Here is a 23,028-nt window from a genome sequence, read left to right as displayed (position 1 = left end):
GTCTACGGGGGAGCGTCTACGTGGGTCGGGTTCGGTGACCGTGGCGCGTGAAGTCCATCGGACCCGGCTAGGTCGCAAACGCGCGCGCATTTGCCGAACGCGCGCGAAATCGCCTAACTATTCCGCAGAATCCGCGCGCATCTGACAAACGCGCGCGCGTTTGCGCCGCTACGCAGGCCGGCAACCGAGGCGAGACCGACGGCCCACAAACAACAACGGCCGCACCCGTGAACAGGTGCGGCCGTCGAAGGTTTCAGGGAATCAGAATGCTGCTTCGTCCAGTTCCATGATGTCGTTGTCGATGTTGGTGAGGATGGCGCGCGTGGCGGTGAGCTGCGGCAGGATGTTCTTGGCGAAGAACGAGGCCACTGCGATCTTGCCCTCGTAGAACGCCTTGTCCTTGCCCTCTGCGCCGTTGTCCAGTGCGGCGATGGCGATTTCGGACTGACGCAGCAGCAGCCAGCCGATGAGGAGGTCGCCGAAGCCCATGAGGAAACGCACCGACGCCAGGCCGACCTTGTACAGCTCGGTGGGCTGGTCCTGTGCGCCCATGAGGTGCTGGGTCATCGAGGTGACGATGGCCTGGACGTCTTCGAGGGCGGTGGCGAGCAGTGCGCGCTCGGCCTTGAGGCGTCCGTTGCCTGCTTCGCTGTCGATGAACGACTTGATCTGTCCGGCAACGTGAGCTAGGGCTACGCCGCGGTCGCGTGCGATCTTGCGGAAGAAGAAGTCCTGCGCCTGGATGGCGGTGGTGCCTTCGTACAGCGAGTCGATCTTGGCGTCGCGGATGTACTGCTCGACGGGGTAGTCCTGCAGGAAGCCGGAGCCACCGAAGGTCTGCAGCGATTCGGCGAGCACCTGGTAAGCGATCTCCGAGCCGACGCCCTTGACGATGGGCAGCAGCAGGTCGTTGACGCGGTAGGCGATGTCTTCGTCGGCGTCCGAGACCTGCTTGGCGGTGATCGGGTCCTGGTGTGCGGCGGTGTAGAGGTACACCGCGCGCAGGCCCTCGGAGTACGCCTTCTGCATCATGAGGCTGCGGCGCACGTCGGGGTGGTGCGTGATGGTGACGCGCGGTGCGGTCTTGTCGGTCATCTGCGTCAGGTCGGCGCCCTGGACGCGTTCCTTGGCGTACTCGAGTGCGTTGAGGTAGCCGGTGGAGAGGGTGCCGATTGCCTTGGTGCCGACCATCATTCGAGCGTGCTCGATGACGTCGAACATCTGCGCGATGCCCTTGTGGACCTCGCCGACGAGCCAGCCCTTGGCGGGGACGCCGTGGCCACCGAAGGTGAGCTCACAGGTGGCGGAGGCCTTGAGGCCCATCTTGTGCTCGACGCCGGTGACGAAGGCGCCGTTGCGCTCTCCCAGTTCACCCTTCTCGAAGTCGAAGAGGATGGACGGAACGAAGAACAGGCTCAGGCCCTTGGTGCCCGGTCCGGCACCTTCGGGACGGGCGAGCACGAGGTGGAAGATGTTCTCGAAGAGGTCGTCGGAGACGGCCGAGGTGATGAAGCGCTTGACGCCCTCGATGTGCCAGGAGCCGTCGTCCTGCTTGATCGCCTTGGTGCGTCCTGCGCCGACGTCGGATCCGGCGTCGGGCTCGGTGAGGACCATGGTGGCACCCCACTGGCGCTCGACGGCGACCTTGGCCCATTCCTTCTGCTCGTCGGTTCCGTTGTGGTACAGGATGTTTGCGAAGCCGGGGCCTGCGGAGTACATGAAGGCGGCGGGCTGCGAGCCGAGGAGCATCTCGTTGATGCCCCACAAGAGGTTGCGAGGCGCTGCCATGCCGCCGACCTCTTCGTCGAGGCCGACGCGCCACCACTCACCGTCGGCGAGGGCCTTGTAGGACTTCTTGAAGGATTCGGGCAGCTTCAGGCTGTGGGTCTCGGGATCGAAGACCGGGGGGTTGCGGTCGGCGTCCGCGAAGGATTCCGCCAGGGGGCCCTCGGCCAGGCGTACTACCTCGCGCAGCATGTCACGGGCTACTTCACCGTCCATGTCGCCGAAGTTGTCGCCCTCGAGGGTCTCGTCGAGGCCGAACAGCTCGAAGAGATTGAATTCGAGGTCCCGGAGGTTGCTCTTGTAATGGCCCATTGCTCGTTCGCTCTCCAGTCGGTGGTGCGGTCTCGTGAGTACCGCCCAAGTTAGCTACTCGTCGGTAACTTAACGGATATTACCCCCGATCGGTTCCGCTGCCAAGGGCGGACCTACTCGCCAGTAATAGAGCGTCGATCGCTGTGCCGTCGGTCACGTCTCGATACCGGTTCTCGGCCGTGGTGACGGTGAGTCGGTCCCCGACGTCCGCCGCCAGATCCTCTGGCGTGTAGAGGATCTCGGGTTCCTGTGGACCGCCGACGCCGTCGGTGATGTTCGACGAGTGATGGCCGAGAATCATGAGGATTCCATCAGGTTTCAACGCCGACACCGCAGCCGATACGGCTCGGCGTCGCTCGTCCGGAGGCAAATGGAGGTAGAACATGAGCACCAGGTCATAGTTGGGCTCGGTTGCCAGCTTCGTCACATCGGCGTGTATCCAGGTCAGGCGCTCGCGCACCGACCGCGGGGCCGACTCGGCCACTCGACTCGCCCGCGTCAATGCCACCGACGAGAAGTCGACGGCGTCCACGGTCCAGCCGCGCGTCGCGAGCCAGATGGCGTTGCGACCTTGGCCGGCCGCCAGATCGAGGGCTCGACCGCGCGGGATTGTCGTCGCGACTTCGACCAACGTCGCATTCGGAGCCTCGCCGTAGACGAGTTCTCGGCGTTCGTACTTGCGATCCCATTCGGCAGCGTCCACGCCGGAAGCCTAATGGGAACTGCTACAGCGTGGCCCGCAGCAACAGCACGTTGTAGTTCTGGAACACCGTCGCCAGGAAGTAGAGGTCGCGGCCCGTCGAGAACGGGTGGATGTACGGGGCGTAGATCGAGCTGATCTCGCGAGTGTCGACCAGTACCTCGGGCGGGCTCCACGGTCCGACGGGCGATGAAGAGCGCCGCAGCACAATGGAATTGGCGTTGTCGGTGGTGATCATCAGGTACTGGCCCACAGCGGCGTTGTATGCAACCGACAGTTCGCCGACGCCGTCGACGATGGGGGCGGCCGCAGCAGGGTCGCCCTTCTTCCACTCCTTACCCGTCCAATATTCGTATTCGCCGAGCCTCGTGATGTCCGCCTCTCTGACGCGAGCGACGTGGCCGAGTGTGGAGCGACCCGGCGGTGTGCCGTACTGGTAGACGTATCCGTTGTCCTTCAGGTAGGCGCTTTGCTGGAAGTTTCGATCTCCGCCGGCGCTGGGCCTGTGGGTCTCGGGTAGTGCGGCCCAGTTCTCTCCGTTGTCGGTCGAGGCGGCGAGGCCGGAGAAGTTGGTGTCCCAGGTACCTGCGGGTCCCCAGTTCTTGACCGACATGAGGTTGAGGTACTGGGTGTCGCCCACGGCGACTCCGGCGGTGGGGATTCGGCTGATTTCGACGAAGGGGATCTTGGGGCTGGGGACGACTTCTTTGGTCTGTCCGACGGCATCCTTGACGACGCTGTCGAAGTTCATGCCGTCGGCGAGGTTTCGGTCGTTGCTGCGGACGATGGCGTTGCTGCGCCAGGACCAGAGGCTGCCTTGCAGGAGGTTGGGGACGCCGACGCCTGCGGTGTCGCCGAAGGCGGTCAGGACCTCGCCTCGGCCGTTGTCCCACATGATGCCGAGGTCGGTGCCGATCATGTTGACGTTCTGGGTCATGTTCGGGCTCGACATTCCGGTCACCTGGGCGACGGCCTGTGCGCGGCCGTGCAGTTGCGGTAATCCGAATGTTCCGTTGAGACCGGCGATGGGGTTGATCGCGTTGGGGTCGGCGAGGGCCATTGGTCCTGTGACCAGCACCGATGCGGTCACCGTCAGTGCTGCGACTGTCAGGACTCTGGATCCCACGCGTGTCAAAATTGCCCCGTTTCATGGTGTTTCCCCGATAACACCTCGGAACCACAGCAGCGGTTTGTTATAGGTGGGTTAAATCGACTCGAGCCCGGTTTCGCGAATCGGGCGAATGCACCTCCGTGTCGTAATCTGGACACCGTGAGTGATCTACCCGATACCCAACTGGCGCGGGATCTGTCCGTCAGTGCGATGCGGCTGAATCGGAGACTGCGTCTGCGGCATTCGAGCGACCGGTTGCCGGTGGCTCAGTTGTCGATTCTGACGACGTTGCTTCGTGAGGGCCCGATGACGACCGGTGAACTGGCTTCCCGGGAGCGAATCAAGCCGCCGTCGGTGTCGCGGTCGTCGCATCAGTTGGTCGAGGCCGGCCTGATTGTCCGTGAGCCGCACCCGACCGACGGCAGGCAGGTGGTGCTGCAGTTGACCGAGGCGGGCGTTGCGACTGCTCGCGACGAAGTGGCGTCTCGCGAAATCGCTCTTGCCGAACAGTTGGACGAGTTGTCGGCTCGGCAGCGGGAAACGTTGGCCGCAGCGTCGGCAATCCTGATCGAATTGATCGATCGAGTCGACTGAGACCGTCAGTTCTCGTGTTGAACTTCGCGATCGAGACCGTCGATATTCCACTCGAGGGTGGATCCGAGTTCCTCGGAATCTCCTCGGTGCGCGACGCGGCCGAGGACGGTGGCGACTATTGCAGCGCACACCATCCAGACGACTACGCCTATCAGCAACCCGGTCATGGACACTTTGTAGCACTGATGTCTGAGAAATCGCCGTGAAACGGTGGTTATGAAGTGTTGCTGTTCGATATACATCGCGTGCGGTCCGGCAAATGCGACAAAGTGAAGCTTCTTGTTCCCCAACAGATGTAGAGACCCGACGGATTGTTTTCGTGTCCTTCTCGAAAACAAAATCAATGAGTTTTGCGTAATTGTTCGACGACTCGGCGAAAGCGACTGTTCGGTGCGCACATATTCGACACCACATCGAGATCGGACTCGAAATCCACATCTCGCAATTGCGACACCATGGTGACCTCGGCTCCCGCAGCGGTCAGTGCCACCCGAGTGTCGTCACCCGTCGACGGGGCAGACATCGGTACGTTCAGCAATGCCCGGGCCTGAGCAGGATTCCGTAGACCCAGGATCCACCAACCGCCGTCCTCGGCGGCACCGAGTAGATCGGTGTCGGCCAGCAACGCGGCTGCGTCGCTGAGCAGTCGCCCGGTGACCTGCGGGGTGTCCATTCCGATCTGAAGTACCGCACCTGCGGGCGCGGCGTCGGCGTGCGCATTCGCCAGCCGTTCGCCCAGTCCGTCGCCGCGCTGCGGGATCACGGTGAACGACGCGAGGGCTCGGGTGAGTTCCTCGGCGCGGGCCGCGTCGTGAAGATGGCCGGTGAGGGCCACGACGCGGTGGTCGACGTCCGCTGCCGCGACGGCGTCGAGGGTGTCCAGCAGCGCGGCAGCTGCCACCTCGGCGGCGGCCGCGTCGCCGATCGTGGCGGCGAGGCGAGTCTTGGCAAGTCCTGGAACGGGTGCTTTGGCCACGACGAGGGCGGTGACGGTCACGAGAGCACCTTCCAGAAGTCGCGCACGGCCACGATGGTGCCGCGGACCGAGCCCGAGACCTTGGACGTGCCTGCGGTTCGTGGTCGGTAGTCCACGTCGTGTTCGACGACGGTCCAGCCGGCCTCGGCCGCGAGCACGAGTAGCTGCAGCGGGTAGCCGGAGCGTCGGTCGGTGACATCGAGGTCGAGTAGTGCTTGTCGGCGGACCGCTCGGATGGCACCGAGGTCGTGTACGGGCAAGTTGTACTTGGTCCGAAGTCGAAGAGACAGAACGGCATTGCCGATTTTTGCGTGCAGCGGGGAGCTTCCCTTGGCGGGCCGGCGACGGCCGACGGCCAGGTCTGCGCTGTCCAGTGCAGCAACCAGGGTGGGTAGGTCGCGCGGGTCCATCGAGCCGTCTCCGTCGAGCACACAGACGATATCGGTGTCGGCGGCGAGGACGCCCGCGTGCACGGCGGCTCCGTATCCGGGGACGGTTTCCGCTAACACTGCCGCGCCGTGGGCGGCTGCCACCGCGGCGGTGGCGTCGGTCGAATTGTTGTCCACGACGATCGTTCGATATCCCGGCGGGATCGAATCCAGCACGGCCGGAAGCGATTCGGCTTCGTTCATGCAGGGAATGACGACGGTGACAGATCCGGGCTCAGACACGGGGTGGGCCCGTTCCCTCGGCGTCGCGCAACGGTGCGTCGGCGAACGCGGTGAGACCGTCCTGCGGCAGGATCTGCGCGCGAAATCCCAGAACCTGTTCTGCCCGCTGTGGACTGGCGACGATGTGCCGTACGTCCCCGGCTCGGTACTGGCCGGTGATTTCGGGAGCTGGCCCACCCCTCGCGTCGGCGAGAACGGACGCCACCTCCCCGATGGTGATCGGATGACCCGAGCACACGTTGAGCGCGGTGAAGCCGTTCAGTTCGGCGGAGATGGACGCGATGTTGGCTGCTGCCACGTCGTGCACGTGGACGAAATCGCGGGCCTGCTTGCCGTCCTCGTAGACCGTGGGCGGCTTCCCGAGTTCGAGCGAGGACCGGAACATTGCCGCCACACCGGAATACGGGGTGTTGCGCGGCATGTGCGGGCCGTACACGTTGTGGTAGCGCAGCGCGACGACGGAACCACCGGTCGACAGTGCCCACGCGGAGGCGTAGTTCTCCTGCGCCAGTTTGCTCGCTGCGTAGGTGCTGCGCGGTTGCAGCGGTGAATCCTCCTCGACCAGTAGCCAATCGAGTGGCTCGCCGGACGCTGGGTCTCGGTTGTCGAACAGCCCGGCGTGCAGATCGGCTCGGGTACGCGGTCGCGGGACGACGGTCTCGCCGGAGGAATTGAGGTAGCGCCCTTCGCCGTAGACCACCATCGACGATGCCAGTACCAGGCGGGAACACCCTGCCTCGTACATCGCCGCGAGCAGGACTGCAGTTCCGAAGTCGTTGTGACTGGCGTATGCCGGCGCGTCCGCGGCGTCGACGCCTGCTCCGACGACAGCAGCCTGATGGCACACGACATCCACACCGCGTAGCGCTTCGACGAGTGAATCCTTGTCTCGCACATCCAGTTCGGTGATGCCCTCGGCTGTCGAGCCGGGTCCGTGGGCGGAACCCAACATGGCGTCGACGGCAACCATCTCGAGATCGGTGTCGCGCGCTGCGTCGAGAATGTGGCCCCCGATGAATCCGGCTGCGCCGGTGAGCAGTACGCGAGTCATGGCAGCTCGACCGGCAGTGTGACTCCGGCGTGCACCCGGCAGTGGGGGCACTCGCCGGTCGGCGCGTCGCGCACTGCGGATCGGACGAGCGCCTTGAGCGGTTCGATGTTCTTCTGGAATTCGGCGAACACGTCCACTGCCTTGACTCCCTGACCGGATTCGATCCCGGCGTCGAGGTCGGTCACCAACGCTATCGGCGCGTAACAGAGTTCGAGCTCGCGGGCCAGGACGGCTTCGGGATGACCGGTCATGTTCACCAGTGTCCAACCTTGGCGCGCGAACCATTGGCTTTCGGCGCGAGTGGAGAACCGGGGACCCTCGACGACCACCATGACACCGCCGTCGACCGCGGACCCCTGGACGGCCGCGCTGCGCAACTCCGCGCAGTAGGGATCGGCGAATTCGACGTGTATGCCGCCGTTGTCGAAGTAGGTCTGAGTGCGGCCGGACGTCCGATCGACGAGTTGATCCGGAATCACGACGGTTCCCGGACCGTATTCGGCCACCAACGATCCCACGGCACACGGGGCGAACACGCGACTGACACCGAGCATGCGCAGCGCCCACATGTTGGCCCGATACGGCAGGGTGTGCGGCGAGTATTCGTGAGCGCGGCCGTGTCGAGGTAGAAAGGCAACTCGTCGTCCTTCCACCTCGCCGACGGTGATCGGTGCGCTCGGTGATCCGTAGGGCGTGTCCAGCTCGATCTCTTCGGCGTCGTCGGCGAAGAACGAGTAGAAGCCACTGCCGCCGATCACCGCGATCTCGGCCTGTAACTCCGCTTGCGTGTTCATCTACCCATCCTCCATCACCGTCGGTCGATATGCTGGTCCGAAACCGTGTTCGTCTTCAAGTCCGCAGGGAGAAAACACTATCCGTTACTGGAGAGAAGCCGTCGCCGGTGCGCTGGCCGTCGTGCTCGTTGCCGTCGCGTTCGTCGTTCCGTATCTGGGCAACGAGATCGTCACCCCGATCATCAACAGAACACCGCAGCAGGTGCGCGATTTCGCCGACGCCGCACCGCTGTTCGGTTTTCGTGAGGTTCATGTCGGATGGGGAACGCCGTTCGCCGTCCTCATCGCGGTGGCGACCGTGCTGTGGGGACCGACCGTGGCTCGACGCCTGTCCTGGACGCGGCTGTTGTTCGTCGTCTGGGGTGCGTCGGCGGCGTGGACGATGGCGCTGGCGATGGTCGACGGTTGGAAGCGTGGGTTCGTCGACCGGTTGGCCTCGACGGACGAGTACCTGCACGAGGTTCCCGGCATCACCGACATCCCCGCGACACTGCGCGGATTCTCCGAGCGCATTCTGGATTACCAGGCGGATTCGTGGACCACTCACGTCTCGGGCCATCCGCCCGGTGCGCTGCTGACGTTCGTCTGGCTCGACCGTCTCGGTTTGAGCGGCGGGGCCTGGGCGGCAACGCTGTGCGTGTTGGTGGGAACCAGTGCCGCAGTTGCTGTGGTTCTCACGCTGGGTGTTCTGGGCGACGAGGACATGGCCAGGCGCGCAGCACCGTTTGTGGCGATCGCACCGGCAGCGATCTGGATCGCCGTCTCCGCCGACGCGTTCTATGCCGGGGTCGCGGCGTGGGGTATCGCGCTGCTGGCGGTCTCGACGAAGCGCTGGCTGTGGCCCGCATCCATCGGTGCGGGAGTGCTTCTCGGGTTCGGAATCTATTTGAACTACGGCCTGGTGTTGATGGGTCTGCCGGCGGTCGCGGTGCTGATAGCGGGCCGAAAGGTTCTGCCGTTCCTCGGTGCAGTGATCGGTGCCCTGCTCGTTGCGGGAATCTTCACGGCGTACGGATTCTGGTGGTACGACGGGTACGAGCTGGTGCAGGAGCGGTACTACCAGGGCATCGCCAAGGATCGTCCGTTCGAGTACTGGGGCTGGGCGAACTTCGCTGCACTGTTCTGCGCGCTCGGCATCGCTGTGCCCGCGGCGTTCCCACGCATCGCCGCGCGGGTGCAGCCGATCAACCTGTTGGTGCTCGGCGGCCTCGCGGCGGTGGTGATGGCCGATCTGAGTCAACTGAGCAAAGCGGAGACGGAGCGAATCTGGCTGCCGTTCGCGATGTGGATGTTGATCGCCCCGGCGGTGCTGCCGCGTCGAACACATCGATTCTGGTTGGCGCTGCAGGTGATCGGGGCCTTGGCCGTCAATCATCTGCTGTTCACGAATTGGTGAGCTGAGCCGGAGTCATCTGCGCGAACCAGCGGCCGTCGATCGGAGCCACGTCCACCATCTGCAAGCCGGCGGCGCGGGCGAGGTCGGCGGTGGCGTCGGCGCTGACACTCGACCAGGCGAACCAGTCGCCGACCATGGTGTCGGTTTCCCAGCGGACGGTGCGGTGCCGAATCCCGGAGTCACTCGGTTCGTCCACCTCGGCGATGATGGCTCCGTGTGGTGCCAGCAGATCGGCGGCTCGGCGTAGCAGGCGCACCGGATCCCCGCCGATGCCGATGTTGCCGTCGGCGAGCAGCACACACGACCACGTGCCGGTGCCGGGCAGAGGCTCGAAGAGGTCACGGAGAACGGCGTTTCCGCCGCGGCCGATGGTCAGGTCGACGGCAGCCTTCGACGTGTCGACGCCGAGCGCCGAGAGTCCGCGTCGGGCAAGAGCTTCGGTCAGCCGGCCGGGTCCGCATCCGAGATCGATGGTGGACCCGGTACATCGGCTGATCATGGCGTGGTCGGCTCGGCGATCCTCTTCCGAGGATGCGCTTCCGCCCATCCAGCGGGCCGTGGGCAGACGTTCTCTCGAGCCGTCGGAATCGCCGATCCAGCAAGGCAATCCAGCGGCGGCGCGGTGGAAAAGGGTGTCTGTGGTGACGCTCATGTTCGGCTCCGTACCACGGTGAAGCGAATGAAGTAGACGACGGCGCTGGCGGCGAACAACACCGTTGTCAGAACCAGCCATCGTTCCAAGAAGGGGTCTTGGGTCAAACCTGTTGCCGCACGATAGGTCTCCGCGCCCTGGGACAGTATTCCGGGGAAGAACATCAAGAACGTCAGCGCTGTGCCGAGGGCCGGGACGCGAATGTAGTTGATGGGCGAGACGGTCAGCTGTAGTCGTCCGAGCCCGGTGAGAAGGCGATCGGCCGCCGAGTACAGCGGGAACAGGACCGCGTCGTGCAGCAGTACCGATCCGAAGAACCAGACGGCGATGGAATGCCACCAGATGTCGCTGTTCCACAACGTTTTCGGCCCGGCGATGTGGACGACGTAGCCGACCAGCGCGAAAGAGAGCAGCAGGCCGACGGCATGCAGAGGGTGGCCACCGTATATCCGTCGGAAGGCTCTCATTCCCGGTCCCCTGTCGCGTTTTACGAAACGTCTGTGAAAGCACCAGAGCGCGAGCAGCACCGACGTCGTCGGTGACTGCCCGCGCACGGGTTCAGGAGCTGATTATGCGGCGGTCTTGACCGTGATGGTCGCAACGCCGACGAGCAGTCCCGGGGTGACAGCGTCGGTCTTGAACGTGTCGTTGAGCAGTCCGGCTGCGGTCTCCGAGATCTTCACCTGCGTGCCCTGCAGGATGGCGGTGTTCTCGGGGCCGGTTGCCAACGGCTGCAGGGTGCGGCCGTCGAGGTCGAACAGCACGGCGTCGGCAGCAGCCTCTTCGCCGTTGACCGTGACGTCACCGGTGAGCAGCGACGTGCCCGGGTCGATGTCGAAGTTGGTCAGCTCGACCACGGTCTCGCCTGCGGTCAGCGACAATCCGCTGCCGTCGTGGTTGATCTCGCCCTGCACGTAGGGGTCGACCGTGCCGGGCTCCCAGTACTTGACGTCGCCACCGGTGATCGGGAAGCGAATGGAACCGTCTGCGAGAGTTGCGGTTCCGACTACGCCCGGCGTGAGGCCGAGGGTGGTCAGTGCGCCCAGGAAGCCGGGGTCGAGAGCAACTGCGGTGTCGACGCCGTTGCTGAGGTCGGCGACCTCGGCTGCGGGCTCGGGGGTGCTCTCGGTGGTCTCCATGGCCGACGATTCCGAGGAGGTGGCTGCGTCGGTGGTGCTGGATGCGTCGTCGCTGGAGCACGCGGCGAGCGGGACGATGGTGAGTGCACCGATTGCGGTGGCGGCCAAAGCTTTACGAACAGTGAACATGTCGGTCAACCTTCCGTGCTCGTCTCTCGAGCGTTGTGGGTTATTCGGCGCTGCTTGCCGATCGGATGGGTCTTCATCGCGATGCCTGCATTGAAGCGGTGCCGACCTGTTACCCCACGGTGTGAACGGTCAAACCAGACATGTTCACGTTCGGCTCAGCCCAGGATCAGATCCGCGGCTCGTTCGCCGATGATCACCGACGGTGCATGGGTGTGGCCGCGGATGATGCTGGGCATGATCGATGCGTCGGCGACCCGGAGTCGGTCGACACCCCGAACCCGCAGCGCGGCATCGACGACGCTGCCGGCATCGTTGCCCATCCGCGCGGTGCCCACCGGGTGGTACAGAGTGTGCGCGTTCTGCTCCAGGGCCTCGGTGAGTAGATCCGCCGGGGAGATGTTCGACGCCACCCTGGGGCGTACGACGTCCCCGAGCTGGCCCTTCAGGGACGGGGTCTCCGACAGCGCGACGCATACGCGCAGTCCCTCGATCATGGCCTTGCGGTCCATTCCGTCGGGGTCGCTGAGGTAACGCGGCTCGACGATGGGCTTGGCCAGGGGGTCGGCGGACCGGAGCGTGATCTCGCCTCGGCTCTTGGGTTGAAGCAGGACTGTGCCGATGACCGCGGCGTGTGCGTCGGCGGCGATCAGGCCTTCGTCGAAGAACGGGGCCGGTCCGAAGATGAGTTCGAGGTCCGGCAGCGGCAGATCTTCGCGGCTCCGGATGAAGCCGTATGCCTCCGCGACGTTGGAGGTGAGCATGCCGCGTCGGCGCGCGAGATAGTTGATGAGTTCGGGAATCTTCTCGGCGTGGAACAGGGAGTCCTTCTCGGTCTTCCATCCGATGAGGGCGGCCAGGTGGTCGAGGAGGTTCTGCCCGACGTCCGGCGAGTGGTGCCGGACGGTGATGCCGTGGGCTGCGAGCTGCTCCTTGTCTCCGATGCCGGAGAGCATCAGCAGCTGCGGTGTGTTGATGGCTCCGCCGGACAGAACGACTTCCTTGTGTGCGCGCACCGTATGCGTGACGCCGTCGGAGGTGTATTCGACGCCGACGGCGGCGCTGCCCTCGAAGAGAACCCGGGTGGCCTGTGCCTCGGTGAGGACGGTGAGGTTGGTGCGCTTCTTGGCCGGGCGAAGGTAGGCGTCGGCGGTGCTCCAGCGGGCACCGCGTTTCTGGTTGACCATGGTGCGGCTGAAGCCCGTGGGTTCGGGCAGGTTGGGGGTTTCCACCGAGTAGCCGGCTTCCTCGACGGCGGAGAGGAAGGACGAGGTGAGCGGGCGTGAGCTGCGCTGGTGGGACACGATCAGCGGCCCGCCGGTGCCGGCGTCCAGTTCTGTTGTGCCCTCGATGTTCTCGATCTTGCGGAAGTATCCGACGAGGTTGCGGAACGACCACGAGTCGTCGGAATTGGCCGCCCACTCGTCGTAGTCGGCGGCGAATCCGCGTACCCACATCATGGCGTTCATCGACGACGAGCCGCCGAGCATCTTGCCGCGCGGCCAGTAGATGCTGCGGTCGCGTAGCCCCGGCTGCGGTTCGGTGAGGTAGTCCCAATCGACCTCGGTACGAAAGAGTTTGGAGAACGCGGCGGGGATGTGGGCGAACTTGTTCTTGTCTTCCGGGCCTGCCTCGAGCAGGATCACGCTGTTGCGGGGATCGGCGCTGAGCCGGTTGGCCACCACTGCGCCGGCCGAGCCCGCGCCCACGACGATGTAGTCGGCGGTTGTGTTCTGTGTGCTCATGATTGTCCTCAGGGTTCGTCGGCAGCTGTCGTTGGACGCTGCTCAGCCGCGCAGGGCGGAGGCGAATATTGCCGGGAGTTTGGTCCAGGACGGTGCTCCGGCGAATGCGGTGAGCAGTTTCCCGGTCGATGCTGCGGTTTTGTTGGTGACGAACCACGGCGGCTTGGGGGAGATGGACATCTCCCCGCTGATCAGCGACCTCGACAGTGGGCGGAAGGGTCCGCGTACCACGGTTCGTTCGGCACCGTCGATCAGTAATGCGTTGTGCACGATGCCGATTCCGCTCTGCACATCGTCGACGGTGTGGCCGGGGAACGCGCCCCAGGTGGCCGATGCGGTGAGGAATCCGAGGGCGGTCCAGGCATTGACGGCAATGGTGCCGTACCGCAGGTCTGCAAGCATGGAGTCGAACTTCTCACCGAGTTCCTTGATGGTGCTCGGCGTGCCGATGATGTTGATGCCGAGGGTGCCGGTGAACTCCTCGTTGGCCGTCTGGACGGCCTTGGCGGCGAATGCTGCTCCGCTGTAGGGTAACTCGATGACGCCCATGACGGGTGCGAAGTACTCGGTCTGCAGGAGCGGTGCGTACTCGCCCGGATCGAGGTCGGTGATGAGCACCCGGCCACCGCCGTCGCCGAGCCGTTCGGCCGACGGGTACATGGCGGTGGCGTCGGACACCCGTCTGTCGCTGCCCGGGTAGTAGGGGGCGCGGGCAGGTGCCCGGTCGAGTGCGGCGCGCAGGGCTGCGATGAACTCGTCGCGCTGCTTCCATTCCGAGGACAGCACGACGACCTGCGAAGCGACACAGTTGTATCCGCTGTTGTGCAGTCGCTGGGTGGCTACGTGTTCGGCTTGGAACTCGATGTCTGCGCGACTCCACTCGCCCGGCAACACGATGGTGGGTGAGACGCCACCGAGTTCACTGGAGATCTCCTTGTTCAGGATCGGCCGGTTCGCCGCCTTACGGGCGGCACCGTCGGGTCCCGGGCCGAAGACGATGGCGTCGTGGGTGATTGCGCTGCCCGTCATGTGGACGTGGTCGACGCGATCGTGATTGACCAGGTAAGTGCCGACGTCGGCTCCACCGGTGAGCAGACGCAGTGCGCCGATGTCCACCAGTGGGGCGAGGATCTTCTCGAAGACCGGCAGCAGTGGGTCCATGATGGGGTTGAGCTTGAGCGCGACGACGCGGTTGAAGGCGATCAGTTCGTACAAGGCGTCGAGCGGGGCGATCGAGGTGATGTTGCCCGCGCCCAGGACGACGCCGACGCCCGCGGTGCGCGTCGGGTCGAGTTGGGCGAGGCCTGCGGTGCGCTGTGCGGTGGCACGGTCGATTCCCGGCCGGAGCCACACCTCGGCACTGAACCCGTTGAGCAGTAGCTTCTCGAAGTTGTTGAGCGGCAACACCGATACGGTCGTTCGTCCGCCCGGGGCTGTTCCGAACTTCGCTCCGGCCAGCGGGCTACCGCCTGCCTCGAGCGCGGAGAGGGTGTGCGCGAGCGTGCCGAGACCGCCGAGAAACGAGTACGGGCCGGAGAGCCATTCCTCACCGAGCAGGTTGGACGAGGGGTCGAGGCCCTTGACCGACGCGGCGGCGGTCACCCATTCCTGCGCGTGCGTCGTGGTGAGCGCGTGCATGCGCTCGAGCAGTGCCCGGCGGTCGGCCAGGCCGAGCCTGCCCCAGGTCTGCTCGCCTGCGTCGAGGTCGGCAAGAGCGGTATCGACCGCCAGGGAGGCGTCCGGTCCGTTCGTCGGTACAGGCTGCAGATGCGGGGTGACTTCGCTGGTCAACTTTTCGTCTCCACTCGTCGTTCGGATACACGGCTTCGAGTGTGATTCTGGTCGCATTCGGGGCGGCAGGCTATGGGCCGCCGCTGTCAATCGAGCGCAGCGGATTGTGCCGTCGCACAGTTTCGGTGTGGTGTGGCTTACATCGGCCGGGCTATGGTTCAGTCATGACCACCACCGAGTCCGCTCTGCATCCGTCACCGACCGAGCTGGCGGCGGCGATGCTCGACGACGTCGACGAGCTGGCGAGCGAACTGGTCCGGCGCATCCTGGGAGCCGAGCACGCGTATCTGGAGGCGACGCTGCTCACCGCGGATCAACTCCACGAAGCGTCTCGCAGCAATCTGGCCTCGATGTTGGGCAAGCTGTCCGGGCGTGCACCGGTTCGGCTCGAGTCGGCGCAGCAGGCGGGCAGGCTCAAGGCCGAGCAAGGTGTACCGCTGGCGGCATTGCTGCACGCGTTCCGGCTCGGTGGTCGGCTGGTCTGGGACGAGTTGATGGTGCGTTCGCACGGCCGGGCCAGCCACGCGCTGCTGGACATGGCGGCGCAGGTGTGGGCATTGGTCGACGTGTATTCCGACGAGGCGGCCGAGGCGTATCGAGAGAGCGCCGATATGCGAGCCCGCGAGAGCGCCGAAGCCCGCGGCCGGCTGATTCGGGTGCTGTTCGCCGATCACGCCGCGAATCCGGCCGCGGCGGCGGATGCCCTGCGTGCGTTCCGAATTCCGGATCGCGGCTTTTTTGCGGTGGTATCCCAGGAACCCTCGTCGACGGGACTCGGTATCGAAGGCGTCGTCGCTCGGTTGCGGGCCGCGGGAACCGAGTCGGTGTGGGATGCCGAGGTGGACGGAAGCATCGGATTGTTCTGTGCCGCTCGGGAATCCGACATCGATACGGCACTGGCCACTTTCGGAGAACTGTGCCCGGGGCGGATCGGTGTCAGTTCGGTGTTCCGGTCGCCGTCGGGAATCGGTGACGCCGTGGGGCAGGCCCGTCTGGCCCGGTCGTGCAGCTTTCCCGATTCTGTGCCGTCGACGCCGGTGCGCTACGACTCGGTCCCGGTGCCGTTACTGCTCGCGCGCGACCCGAAATCCGGCCGTATCGCGGCTCGTCAGATCCTCGGCGATCTGTTGGCGTTGCCCCGCGCCGAGCGGACGAGTCTGCTCGCCACTCTCGATGCGTGGTTCTCGTGCGGTGGCTCCACCAAGGATGCCGCGGAACAGCTGCACTACCACCGCAATACGGTGTTGTACCGATTGCGGCGTATCGCCGAACTCACCGGTCGCGACTTCCGTGATCCCGTGCAGGCCGCCGAACTCTATGTCGGGCTTCGAGCCCACCAACTACTGACCTGACGGGTCAGTGGCTGGCCAGCACGACGTCGAGGATTCCCGTTCCCAGCGGTACCGGAACGCAGGACGGCTGACGTGCATTCGCGGGGTCGAGTGCGTTGAGCGCCAGACGCAGCGCGGTCGGGTCGTAGGTGAACGTGAAGTGGGCGACCTCGGTGTCGGGGCACACGTCCTGGATCACGATGTTGTGCGCTCCCGGATCTCGCAGCAGCGCATTGGTATACGGCTGAATGACCTCGTCGACCTTGGTGGCGATCGAGGTGTAGTCGACGCCGGGGACGGTGTCGCCGCCGGCGTTGAGGTTTTCGAGAAAGTCCGATCCGGCCATCAACTGGGCGAGGCCAGGGCCGAATTCGTCGGCTACCAGACCGGTCGCGCCGGGCACGGCCTGGACGACGGGGGCGACTCCGTACATGGTGCCGCCGTAGGTCGGTGACGCGATTCCCACCCATCGGTCGACGACATCGGCCCCTCCGAGCCTGTTGACGAAGTATCGGGCGACGGCAGCACCCTGCGAGTAGCCCACCACGTCCACCGCCGCGGCGCCGGTCGCGTCGAGGATGGTTGCCGTCATCGATTTCAGTTGTGCTGCACTGTCTTCGATGACGCCGTAGCCGTTGGACTTACCGTCCGGCGACGCGCCGTAGTTGATCGCGAAGACGCAGAAGCCCGCGGCCTGCAGGATGGGGGAGAAGCCGGCCCAATCGGAGTAGGCGGTGGCGTCGGTGCCGTGGACGAGAACGACAGGATTGGGGTGCTCGGCAGAGGGCACGCAGCTCATGTCGTTGGCCCCGGGCGGGGCGGCGTCGCGGTTGGTCGACGCGTACCGAATGGCATCGGCGTGGTCGGGTTGCGGCGGTGCAACTGCGATGGGCATGAGCGGGCCGGCATGTGCGAGTGGTGCCGCTTGGGTCGACAAGGCCGACAGTGCAGCGGTGAGTGCGACGACGAGAAGAATCAGACTTCGGCGTGGTCCGCGCATGATCACACGGTATTCCTGCAGTTGTGAAATGTCCCTACGAATTCGGACATGAACGCATAAAAGTCACAACAATAGTTCTGTAGCGATTTTTGTGTCGCATGCCGATTGCCGACCGAGCTACCGGTGACGGCGAGGGTGCAGACGCAGGGGATCGATCGAAAGACGGGTTTACCGCCGACAAGGAAAACGTGGAGCCGGTGACGGGAATCGAACCCGCCTCTCAACCTTGGGAAGGTCGCGTTCTACCAATGAACTACACCGGCGTGTGGTGCGGCGTCCAGATTAGCAGGGTGGCCCGACGTCGATGCGTACACCGTGCAGCAGGGCCTGGGCGTCCTCGGCCGGCACCGGTTCGGAGAAGAGGTAGCCCTGAGCGCGGGTGCAGCCCAAGGCCACCAATGTGCTCCTGGCACTCTCGGTTTCGACGCCCTCGGCGATGATGCTCAGGCCGAACGCGTGCGCGAGCCCGATGATCGACTGGACGATCGCGAGGTCGTCGGTCGCTCCCGATCCGAGGTCGGTGACGAACGCGCGGTCGATCTTGAGCGCGTCGACGGGCAGTTCCTTGAGGTGTGACAGTGAGCTGTATCCGGTACCGAAGTCGTCGATCGCCACCTGCACGCCGAGGTCCCGCAGTTCTCGGAGAGTCACTCGAGTACGCGAAAGATCCTGTACGACGGCCACTTCGGTGATCTCCAGGCACAGGTTGCAGCCCGCGATCGAGAATTCGTCGAGGGCGCTCGCCACGGTGGCCGCAAAGCCGGTGGTGACCAGCTGTACGGGCGAGATGTTCACGCGCATCACGATGTCGAGGCCGGGGATGTCCCGTTGCCACGCCGCCAAGGTCCGGCACGCGTGGTCGAGAACCCACCGACCGAGCTCGCCGGCGAGGTTCGTCTCCTCCGCCACTGGAATGAAGGCCGACGGTGGTAGCAGCCCGCGGGTGGGGTGACGCCACCGAACCAGTGCCTCCACCGCAGTGATGCGCCCGGTGACGAGGTCGACCTCGGGTTGGAAGTGCAACGTCAGCGAGTCGCCTGCAATGGCGTCACGCAGATGGATCTCGACGTCGTTGCGGAGTTCGGATTGCGCGTGCATCTCGTCGGTGAACAGCGAGATGTGATGTCCACCAGCACGCTTGGCCACCAGAGCGGCTTGCCCTGCTTGCCGGAGCAGAGAGTCGGCGGTGTGGGTGCCGGGCTCGCCGAAGGCGATTCCGATGCTGGCGCTGCGACCGATTCTCTCGACACCGAGAGTGACCGGTGCCTGTATCGACTCGGCGATCGTGCGGGCACGGTCGGTGGCGACGCGGTGCGAGCACGGGCCCGCCAGGACCACGACGAACTCGTCGCCGCTCAGGCGGGCCGCGAGACTCGCCGATTCGTCGACGAACGCCTGCAGACGGTCGGCGACAGCCTGGAGATACTGGTCGCCGGCGAGGTGTCCGAGAAAGTCGTTCAGCGCCTTGGTGCGGTCCAGGTCGATGTGCAACACCGCCACCGGACCGGGCATCGACGGATCGAGTCGGTCACGGAGGTGCTGCGTGAGTGCGGTGCGGTTCGGGAGTGAGGTGAGACCGTCGTGCAAGGCCGAGAACCTGATCTGTTCCTCGGCGCTGACTCGCGCCTGCAATTGTGACAGCAGAGCAGCAATTGCTTTGAGGGCGTTCAGTTCTGCTTCGGACCAACTCCGGTCTCCCACTTTGATGAAGCCCAGAATTCCGGTGGTGCGTTCGGAGTGCAGCAGCGGCACGACGGCCATCGAGGTGGCGCTCAATCCCGAGGCGGTCTCGACGCGTCGGCGATAGTCCTCCTGCTCCGGGTCGGGCCGAAACACTGCCGGTTCGGACAGTGTTTCGGCCATCGCGAAGACCGAGTCGGCCTCGTCGAAGTAGACGACGGCCAGGGGGTCGGGATCGGGCACGCTCAGGCGCGGTGGCCATTCCGCGGTGAGTCTGGTTGCCCGGGCATCGAAATCGTGGTGCCGGAGAAAGCTGAAATCGATGCCGAGGTAGTCCACGAGCTGACGCAGTACCGACAGGTATGCTTCTCGCACCGTCGCCGCGTCGACGCCCATGAGCTCGGTGGCGACGCCGGTGACGAGGACCTCGAGTGTCCGACTGTTCTCCAGGGCCCTACTCCCGCCTCTCGTCGACGCGGTCTCGTGAACCGCTCCTGTAGACGCAGTGCAGGACTGTTCCCCCTGGTCTATGCCGGACTCTACCCCGGTAAGGACGCCGAAACCGCGACTCTGCGACTGTATATCGCGCCTCGTGGCGCAGTACCGAGCCGCAACACCAGAGCGATCGACTCGGCCTCGTCCAGCTTCGCCAACGTCCGCAGCTCGAAGTTCAACTGCTGCAACGTCTCTGCGTGGGTCGGAGACAATTCCCGGTGCTCGTCCGTCGTGCGCGCGTAGAGGAACGGTGGCGAGACGGGTTGAACTGCCAGTGCGTGCAGATGTGAAGTCACCCAAACGTTCTCCGTTGCAAATCCACCCCGGATGTAATGCGCCGGAGTCGATCCGGGCACCACGATCACTGCGAGCGCGGAGCTCGCCGATACGCGATCGCGCATGTCGGTGGCCAGGGCAGCGCCTGCGTTCCAGGCAGCCACGAGCGCCATGACGTCGGGCCGCCCGATGATGTCCAGCGTGGACAGGTCTGCGGCGTCGATGCCGAGGCTGGCGACGTCGATGCCCCGATCCGGGTCCGGATCGCCTGCCCAGCGCAGTTCGGAGAACATCTCGCGGTGCAGATGCGGCGTGAGATACCGAATCCGGTCGGCGGCCGCGAGAATGTCCGCTGCCGCGGTGATGGACTCGCGCGTCGTCAACAGCACGGCACGTCCGCCTTCGGCGGCTGCGGCCGCAACGAGATCGGCGACCACCGCATCGTCCAGCGTCGACGGTGACCCGAGCTCTCGGTCCGTGGATCGGGTGAGCACGGCGTCGAGGAGGCGTCGATCGGTGATCGGCCCGGCGGTGCCGTCGCGCAACGACAGCTCGACCGCCTCGTCGGTGATCTCGATGCCGGCGAGCGTGCCCTGGGCGGCGGCGGCCACGCGCGCGTTGAATCCGGCTGCGCCCACAGCGACGAAGCTGCCGCGGTACGCGATATCGAGGGTGGACGTTCGGGATCGATCGACGTCGATCCGGAAGGTTCGCCCGTTCGAGGAGAAGGTCCACGGCTGACTGTTTCCGCCGGAAGGCGCTCGTCGTGCCGCTTCGAGTATCGAGTCGTGGGAATCCACACTCTGCGGACCGGCCGCATCACCCGAGACCTGTCTGCGGGTGGGGGCCGGCGTGTTCAGCCCGTCGAGGTGCACCTCGAGATCGATGCGGATACGTCCGGACGGTAGGTGCGCTCCGGTCCCGAAGCGTCGGACCGCCGCGGCGATGGTGGCACCCCCGAGTTGGACGTCGCCGCCCAGCTGGGGCCACGTCTCGATCGTTTCGCCCACCTCCACCATCGAGGCCGCCATCCGAGCCGAGAGCAGGGAGGCGTCGAGCTGATCGAGCACGATGGGAATCTTGTCGCGGGTTCCGAGTCCGTGCAGGCCGGCGGACTCGATGTCGCCGAGTACGCCGTGAAACACCGGCCGCTGTGGTTCGAGGTCGAATCGCTCGACGTCCAGCAGACCTCGATCGGAGGTCTCCATCAGTACGGGGATTCGACGCGACCTGGCCGCCTCTCGTGCGCGGACCTTGATGTCGAGGGAGTCGCATTCCTCGACGAGCAGGTCGAGTCCGTCGAAGAACTCGTCGATCGTGGTCTCGTCGATCCCGTTCCGAAAGACCTCCACCGTCAGGTACGGATCTATTTCGGCGATTCGCCGGGCGGCGACGATCGCTTTGTTGACACCCAGATCGATGATCGACGCCGGAATCCTGTTGAGGTTCGACAGTTCTATCTCGTCGAAATCCGCGAGGCGAAGAGTTCCGCAGATTCCCTCGAGTGCGAGAGTGTGCGCAATGGCGTGTCCGACGCTCAATCCGATGACGCCGATCGTGAGATCTCCCAATTTCTGCTGTTCCTCGAGGGTTATCTTGTTTCTGTTTCGGTCCAGTCGGAGGTGCCGATACGAATTCGGACCGAGAACGGCGACGACGGTATTGCGCCACGGGAAATAGACCCACCTGTCGCTTTCGTCGAGAAGGCTCTGCTCGGGGCTCGGCAACAATGCATGCAGTCCGGCTCGCTGGGTGGCGCGTTCGTCGAGAACGGTGATCGAGGTGTCACCCCGTAGCTCGTCCAGGGCGGCCCGCTGTGTGGCGACCGTCTCGTCGAATATCACAGGCTGCCAGCTGTATTCGGCAGTGATGGGAATCGTCACGACGCCACCGCCGAGTGCAGGTTCTTCGACGTGCCGTGCTGTGCGAGCAGCGAGACCGTGTTGCGTTTCATGCGCCGCCACGTCTCGAGTTCGGCATCGAACGCGAGAGTCGTTCGGTCCCACCAGAACACCTCGGTTCGGTATCGGTCGTCGGGGTAGGGCACCGGTTCGATGTGCGTTGCGATCGCTGCTCCGGTGCGCAGCCACGCGGCGCGGACGTGGGAGGCGGCAGTGGCCAGCGCGTAACGAGCGCCCAGCAGTGCTGTGCTGTACGCCGGTGACTGCGCGATCATGGTGGTGACGGCGCGGCCTCGGGGTGCTCCCGGGGCAACCCACGCCGACTTGATCTCGACGACCCCGTCCTCGATGCGGCTGTCGAGCATCGCGCGAACGCGGTGTCGGCCCTCGGGATGCGCGGCGAATTCGACGAGTGCGTGAGATTGATCGGCCGAAGAATACGGCCCTTGAACGCGAACTCCGCCGAGGATCGTTCCGGTTCGGTCGAGAGCGGCGAAGAACAATGCGGTGGTCCCGCCGTCGCGAATTGTCGATATCTCGAGCGCTGGTGTCACGTCGTGGCGTCGATAGCTTTCTTCGGCACCGTCGAGAAACTGCGTCCACAAAGCGGGACTTCGGGTGGGAGTCGTGGCCAGAATGTGGCACTGGGAGGGGTGATCGAAGTACGAAGGAACGTCGATTCGAATGTGCTCGGGTCGAATGTACATAGGGGCTCTTCCTGAGGGAGTGTCACCGAATGTGAGAGGTGTGACCGATCGATTGTCCGACTGTTCGGTCCGCACGTACCTGTGGAAGTGGTCACTCGGGTGCTTCGCGTAAGCCCGTGAGGACCAGTAGCCTGCAGTGGTGCTGCTCTCCGACCGTGACATTCGTGCCGAAGTGACCCTGGGCAACCTGGCGATCGATCCCTTCGATCCGTCGATGGTGCAGCCGTCGAGCGTCGATGTGCGACTCGACAAGCTGTTCCGGGTGTTCAACAACACCCGGTACACCCACATCGATCCGTCCCAGCAGCAGGACGAGCTGACGACGTTGGTGGAGCCACGAGCGGGTGAGCCGTTCGTTCTTCATCCGGGGGAATTCGTCCTCGGTTCCACTCTCGAACTGACGACGTTGCCGGATTATCTGGCGGGTCGACTCGAGGGGAAGAGCTCTCTGGGCCGGCTGGGACTGCTCACGCACTCGACGGCAGGATTCATCGACCCGGGATTCAGCGGTCACATCACGTTGGAGCTGTCCAACGTCGCCAACCTGCCGATCACGCTGTGGCCGGGAATGAAGATCGGGCAGCTGTGCCTGTTCCGGCTGTCGTCACCCTCGGAGAATCCGTACGGCAGCGCCGCGGTCGGCTCCAAGTATCAGGGGCAGCGTGGTCCCACTCCGTCGAAGGCGTATCTGAACTTCATCCAGTCGGACGTGACATAGACCAACGTTCGGTCTGTTTTCTTGGACGAAACCTGGTGAGTTCCCGGTTGTAGCGGTATTCTGGTGCTCGAACGTGG

At 64.9% G+C, this 23,028-nt stretch carries 21 protein-coding genes and 1 tRNA gene; 4 read left to right on the top strand and 18 right to left on the bottom strand.

The features are described from left to right. Positions 1 to 261 precede the first annotated feature (261 nt). From J1M81_RS06700 to J1M81_RS06690, 3 genes are all read right to left on the bottom strand, one after another. Positions 262 to 2,097: an acyl-CoA dehydrogenase gene (locus J1M81_RS06700; protein WP_027495393.1), complete on the bottom strand. Its 1,836-nt coding sequence runs from the start codon at positions 2,095 to 2,097 to the stop codon at positions 262 to 264. 79 nt (positions 2,098 to 2,176) lie between these two features. Then, positions 2,177 to 2,800 carry a bifunctional 2-polyprenyl-6-hydroxyphenol methylase/3-demethylubiquinol 3-O-methyltransferase UbiG gene (locus tag J1M81_RS06695; protein WP_032374819.1) on the bottom strand — a complete coding sequence of 208 codons (624 nt, stop codon included), beginning with the start codon at positions 2,798 to 2,800 and terminating at the stop codon, positions 2,177 to 2,179. 22 nt (positions 2,801 to 2,822) lie between these two features. Continuing rightward, positions 2,823 to 3,857, bottom strand: a complete 1,035-nt coding sequence (locus J1M81_RS06690) for a DUF4185 domain-containing protein (protein WP_080733404.1) — start codon at positions 3,855 to 3,857, stop codon at positions 2,823 to 2,825. A gap of 210 nt (positions 3,858 to 4,067) precedes the next feature. Here J1M81_RS06690 and J1M81_RS06685 point away from each other — a divergent pair, with 210 nt between their 5' ends. Beyond that, entirely contained in the window at positions 4,068 to 4,502 is a 435-nt protein-coding gene (locus tag J1M81_RS06685; protein WP_206497793.1) for a MarR family winged helix-turn-helix transcriptional regulator, read from the top strand. A 5-nt stretch (positions 4,503 to 4,507) separates the two neighbouring features. Here the strand turns inward: J1M81_RS06685 and J1M81_RS06680 are convergent, their stop codons facing one another. The 5 genes from J1M81_RS06680 to J1M81_RS06660 all read right to left on the bottom strand — a co-directional run bounded on the left by J1M81_RS06680 (position 4,508) and on the right by J1M81_RS06660 (position 7,994). After that, complete coding sequence (locus J1M81_RS06680; RefSeq protein WP_167326580.1) at positions 4,508 to 4,669, bottom strand: hypothetical protein; 162 nt, start codon at positions 4,667 to 4,669, stop codon at positions 4,508 to 4,510. Positions 4,670 to 4,842: 173 nt separating this feature from the next. Continuing rightward, positions 4,843 to 5,499: a DUF2064 domain-containing protein gene (locus J1M81_RS06675; RefSeq protein WP_206497792.1), complete on the bottom strand. Its 657-nt coding sequence runs from the start codon at positions 5,497 to 5,499 to the stop codon at positions 4,843 to 4,845. Next, positions 5,496 to 6,149 carry a glycosyltransferase family 2 protein gene (locus J1M81_RS06670; RefSeq protein WP_206497791.1) on the bottom strand — a complete coding sequence of 218 codons (654 nt, stop codon included), beginning with the start codon at positions 6,147 to 6,149 and terminating at the stop codon, positions 5,496 to 5,498. The genes J1M81_RS06675 and J1M81_RS06670 overlap by 4 nt, the downstream gene beginning before the upstream one ends. Beyond that, positions 6,142 to 7,200: an NAD(P)-dependent oxidoreductase gene (locus J1M81_RS06665; RefSeq protein WP_206497790.1), complete on the bottom strand. Its 1,059-nt coding sequence runs from the start codon at positions 7,198 to 7,200 to the stop codon at positions 6,142 to 6,144. The genes J1M81_RS06670 and J1M81_RS06665 overlap by 8 nt, the downstream gene beginning before the upstream one ends. Further along, entirely contained in the window at positions 7,197 to 7,994 is a 798-nt protein-coding gene (locus tag J1M81_RS06660; RefSeq protein WP_063216429.1) for an S-methyl-5'-thioadenosine phosphorylase, read from the bottom strand. Before J1M81_RS06660 ends, J1M81_RS06665 begins: the two co-directional genes overlap by 4 nt. Positions 7,995 to 8,106: 112 nt before the next feature. Here J1M81_RS06660 and J1M81_RS06655 point away from each other — a divergent pair, with 112 nt between their 5' ends. After that, on the top strand, positions 8,107 to 9,390 hold the full coding sequence (locus tag J1M81_RS06655) for a hypothetical protein (RefSeq protein WP_205912728.1): 1,284 nt from the start codon (positions 8,107 to 8,109) through the stop codon (positions 9,388 to 9,390). On the opposite strand, the gene J1M81_RS06650 is transcribed toward J1M81_RS06655, so the two are convergent. From J1M81_RS06650 to J1M81_RS06630, 5 genes are all read right to left on the bottom strand, one after another. Continuing rightward, positions 9,377 to 10,042: a methyltransferase domain-containing protein gene (locus tag J1M81_RS06650; RefSeq protein ID WP_206497789.1), complete on the bottom strand. Its 666-nt coding sequence runs from the start codon at positions 10,040 to 10,042 to the stop codon at positions 9,377 to 9,379. The genes J1M81_RS06655 and J1M81_RS06650 overlap by 14 nt on opposite strands. Beyond that, positions 10,039 to 10,509: a hypothetical protein gene (locus J1M81_RS06645; RefSeq protein ID WP_027495403.1), complete on the bottom strand. Its 471-nt coding sequence runs from the start codon at positions 10,507 to 10,509 to the stop codon at positions 10,039 to 10,041. The genes J1M81_RS06650 and J1M81_RS06645 overlap by 4 nt, the downstream gene beginning before the upstream one ends. Positions 10,510 to 10,611: 102 nt before the next feature. Further along, on the bottom strand, positions 10,612 to 11,310 hold the full coding sequence (locus tag J1M81_RS06640) for a hypothetical protein (RefSeq protein ID WP_032367076.1): 699 nt from the start codon (positions 11,308 to 11,310) through the stop codon (positions 10,612 to 10,614). Positions 11,311 to 11,465: 155 nt separating this feature from the next. Further along, positions 11,466 to 13,052 (bottom strand): GMC family oxidoreductase, encoded by a 1,587-nt coding sequence (locus J1M81_RS06635; protein ID WP_032374826.1) that lies wholly within the window; start codon positions 13,050 to 13,052, stop codon positions 11,466 to 11,468. A 42-nt stretch (positions 13,053 to 13,094) separates the two neighbouring features. Further along, positions 13,095 to 14,783, bottom strand: coding sequence for an aldehyde dehydrogenase family protein (locus tag J1M81_RS06630; RefSeq protein ID WP_241257790.1), 1,689 nt, complete (start codon positions 14,781 to 14,783; stop codon positions 13,095 to 13,097). A gap of 224 nt (positions 14,784 to 15,007) precedes the next feature. On the opposite strand from J1M81_RS06630, the gene J1M81_RS06625 reads away from it, so the two are divergent. Next, the gene (locus J1M81_RS06625) at positions 15,008 to 16,195 is read left to right on the top strand and encodes a CdaR family transcriptional regulator (protein ID WP_032367074.1); all 1,188 of its coding nucleotides are present in this window, start codon (positions 15,008 to 15,010) and stop codon (positions 16,193 to 16,195) included. A gap of 4 nt (positions 16,196 to 16,199) precedes the next feature. Here the strand turns inward: J1M81_RS06625 and J1M81_RS06620 are convergent, their stop codons facing one another. The 5 genes from J1M81_RS06620 to J1M81_RS06600 all read right to left on the bottom strand — a co-directional run bounded on the left by J1M81_RS06620 (position 16,200) and on the right by J1M81_RS06600 (position 22,233). After that, positions 16,200 to 17,174: a triacylglycerol lipase gene (locus tag J1M81_RS06620; protein WP_206497787.1), complete on the bottom strand. Its 975-nt coding sequence runs from the start codon at positions 17,172 to 17,174 to the stop codon at positions 16,200 to 16,202. A 189-nt stretch (positions 17,175 to 17,363) separates the two neighbouring features. Further along, positions 17,364 to 17,437 (bottom strand) — tRNA-Gly (locus J1M81_RS06615). Between the two features lie 19 nt (positions 17,438 to 17,456). Then, the gene (locus tag J1M81_RS06610) at positions 17,457 to 19,250 is read right to left on the bottom strand and encodes a bifunctional diguanylate cyclase/phosphodiesterase (protein ID WP_206497786.1); all 1,794 of its coding nucleotides are present in this window, start codon (positions 19,248 to 19,250) and stop codon (positions 17,457 to 17,459) included. Between the two features lie 143 nt (positions 19,251 to 19,393). Then, entirely contained in the window at positions 19,394 to 21,508 is a 2,115-nt protein-coding gene (locus tag J1M81_RS06605) for an Rv1355c family protein (RefSeq protein WP_206497785.1), read from the bottom strand. Continuing rightward, positions 21,505 to 22,233, bottom strand: a complete 729-nt coding sequence (locus tag J1M81_RS06600; protein WP_052067105.1) for a hypothetical protein — start codon at positions 22,231 to 22,233, stop codon at positions 21,505 to 21,507. Before J1M81_RS06600 ends, J1M81_RS06605 begins: the two co-directional genes overlap by 4 nt. A 139-nt stretch (positions 22,234 to 22,372) precedes the next feature. On the opposite strand from J1M81_RS06600, the gene dcd reads away from it, so the two are divergent. Further along, positions 22,373 to 22,951 carry a dCTP deaminase gene (dcd, locus tag J1M81_RS06595; RefSeq protein ID WP_027495411.1) on the top strand — a complete coding sequence of 193 codons (579 nt, stop codon included), beginning with the start codon at positions 22,373 to 22,375 and terminating at the stop codon, positions 22,949 to 22,951. Positions 22,952 to 23,028 lie beyond the last annotated feature (77 nt).

It is taken from the genome of Rhodococcus sp. KRD175 (genome assembly GCF_017168275.1).
Lineage (GTDB): Bacteria > Actinomycetota > Actinomycetes > Mycobacteriales > Mycobacteriaceae > Rhodococcoides > Rhodococcoides fascians.
This window is presented reverse-complemented; position numbering and strand designations above follow the sequence as displayed.

Bases quoted from the DNA above. Each gene is read 5' to 3' on its own strand.
- J1M81_RS06650 (WP_206497789.1), bottom strand. From the start codon at position 10,042: ATGAGCGTCACCACAGACACCCTTTTCCACCGCGCCGCCGCTGGATTG.
- J1M81_RS06620 (WP_206497787.1), bottom strand. From the start codon at position 17,174: ATGCGCGGACCACGCCGAAGTCTGATTCTTCTCGTCGTCGCACTCACC.
- J1M81_RS06690 (WP_080733404.1), bottom strand. From the start codon at position 3,857: ATGGCCCTCGCCGACCCCAACGCGATCAACCCCATCGCCGGTCTCAAC.
- J1M81_RS06700 (WP_027495393.1), bottom strand. From the start codon at position 2,097: ATGGGCCATTACAAGAGCAACCTCCGGGACCTCGAATTCAATCTCTTC.
- J1M81_RS06610 (WP_206497786.1), bottom strand. From the start codon at position 19,250: ATGGGCGTCGACGCGGCGACGGTGCGAGAAGCATACCTGTCGGTACTG.
- J1M81_RS06665 (WP_206497790.1), bottom strand. From the start codon at position 7,200: ATGACTCGCGTACTGCTCACCGGCGCAGCCGGATTCATCGGGGGCCAC.
- J1M81_RS06625 (WP_032367074.1), top strand. From the start codon at position 15,008: ATGACCACCACCGAGTCCGCTCTGCATCCGTCACCGACCGAGCTGGCG.
- J1M81_RS06660 (WP_063216429.1), bottom strand. From the start codon at position 7,994: ATGAACACGCAAGCGGAGTTACAGGCCGAGATCGCGGTGATCGGCGGC.
- J1M81_RS06680 (WP_167326580.1), bottom strand. From the start codon at position 4,669: ATGACCGGGTTGCTGATAGGCGTAGTCGTCTGGATGGTGTGCGCTGCA.
- J1M81_RS06645 (WP_027495403.1), bottom strand. From the start codon at position 10,509: ATGAGAGCCTTCCGACGGATATACGGTGGCCACCCTCTGCATGCCGTC.
- J1M81_RS06640 (WP_032367076.1), bottom strand. From the start codon at position 11,310: ATGTTCACTGTTCGTAAAGCTTTGGCCGCCACCGCAATCGGTGCACTC.
- J1M81_RS06600 (WP_052067105.1), bottom strand. From the start codon at position 22,233: ATGTACATTCGACCCGAGCACATTCGAATCGACGTTCCTTCGTACTTC.
- J1M81_RS06635 (WP_032374826.1), bottom strand. From the start codon at position 13,052: ATGAGCACACAGAACACAACCGCCGACTACATCGTCGTGGGCGCGGGC.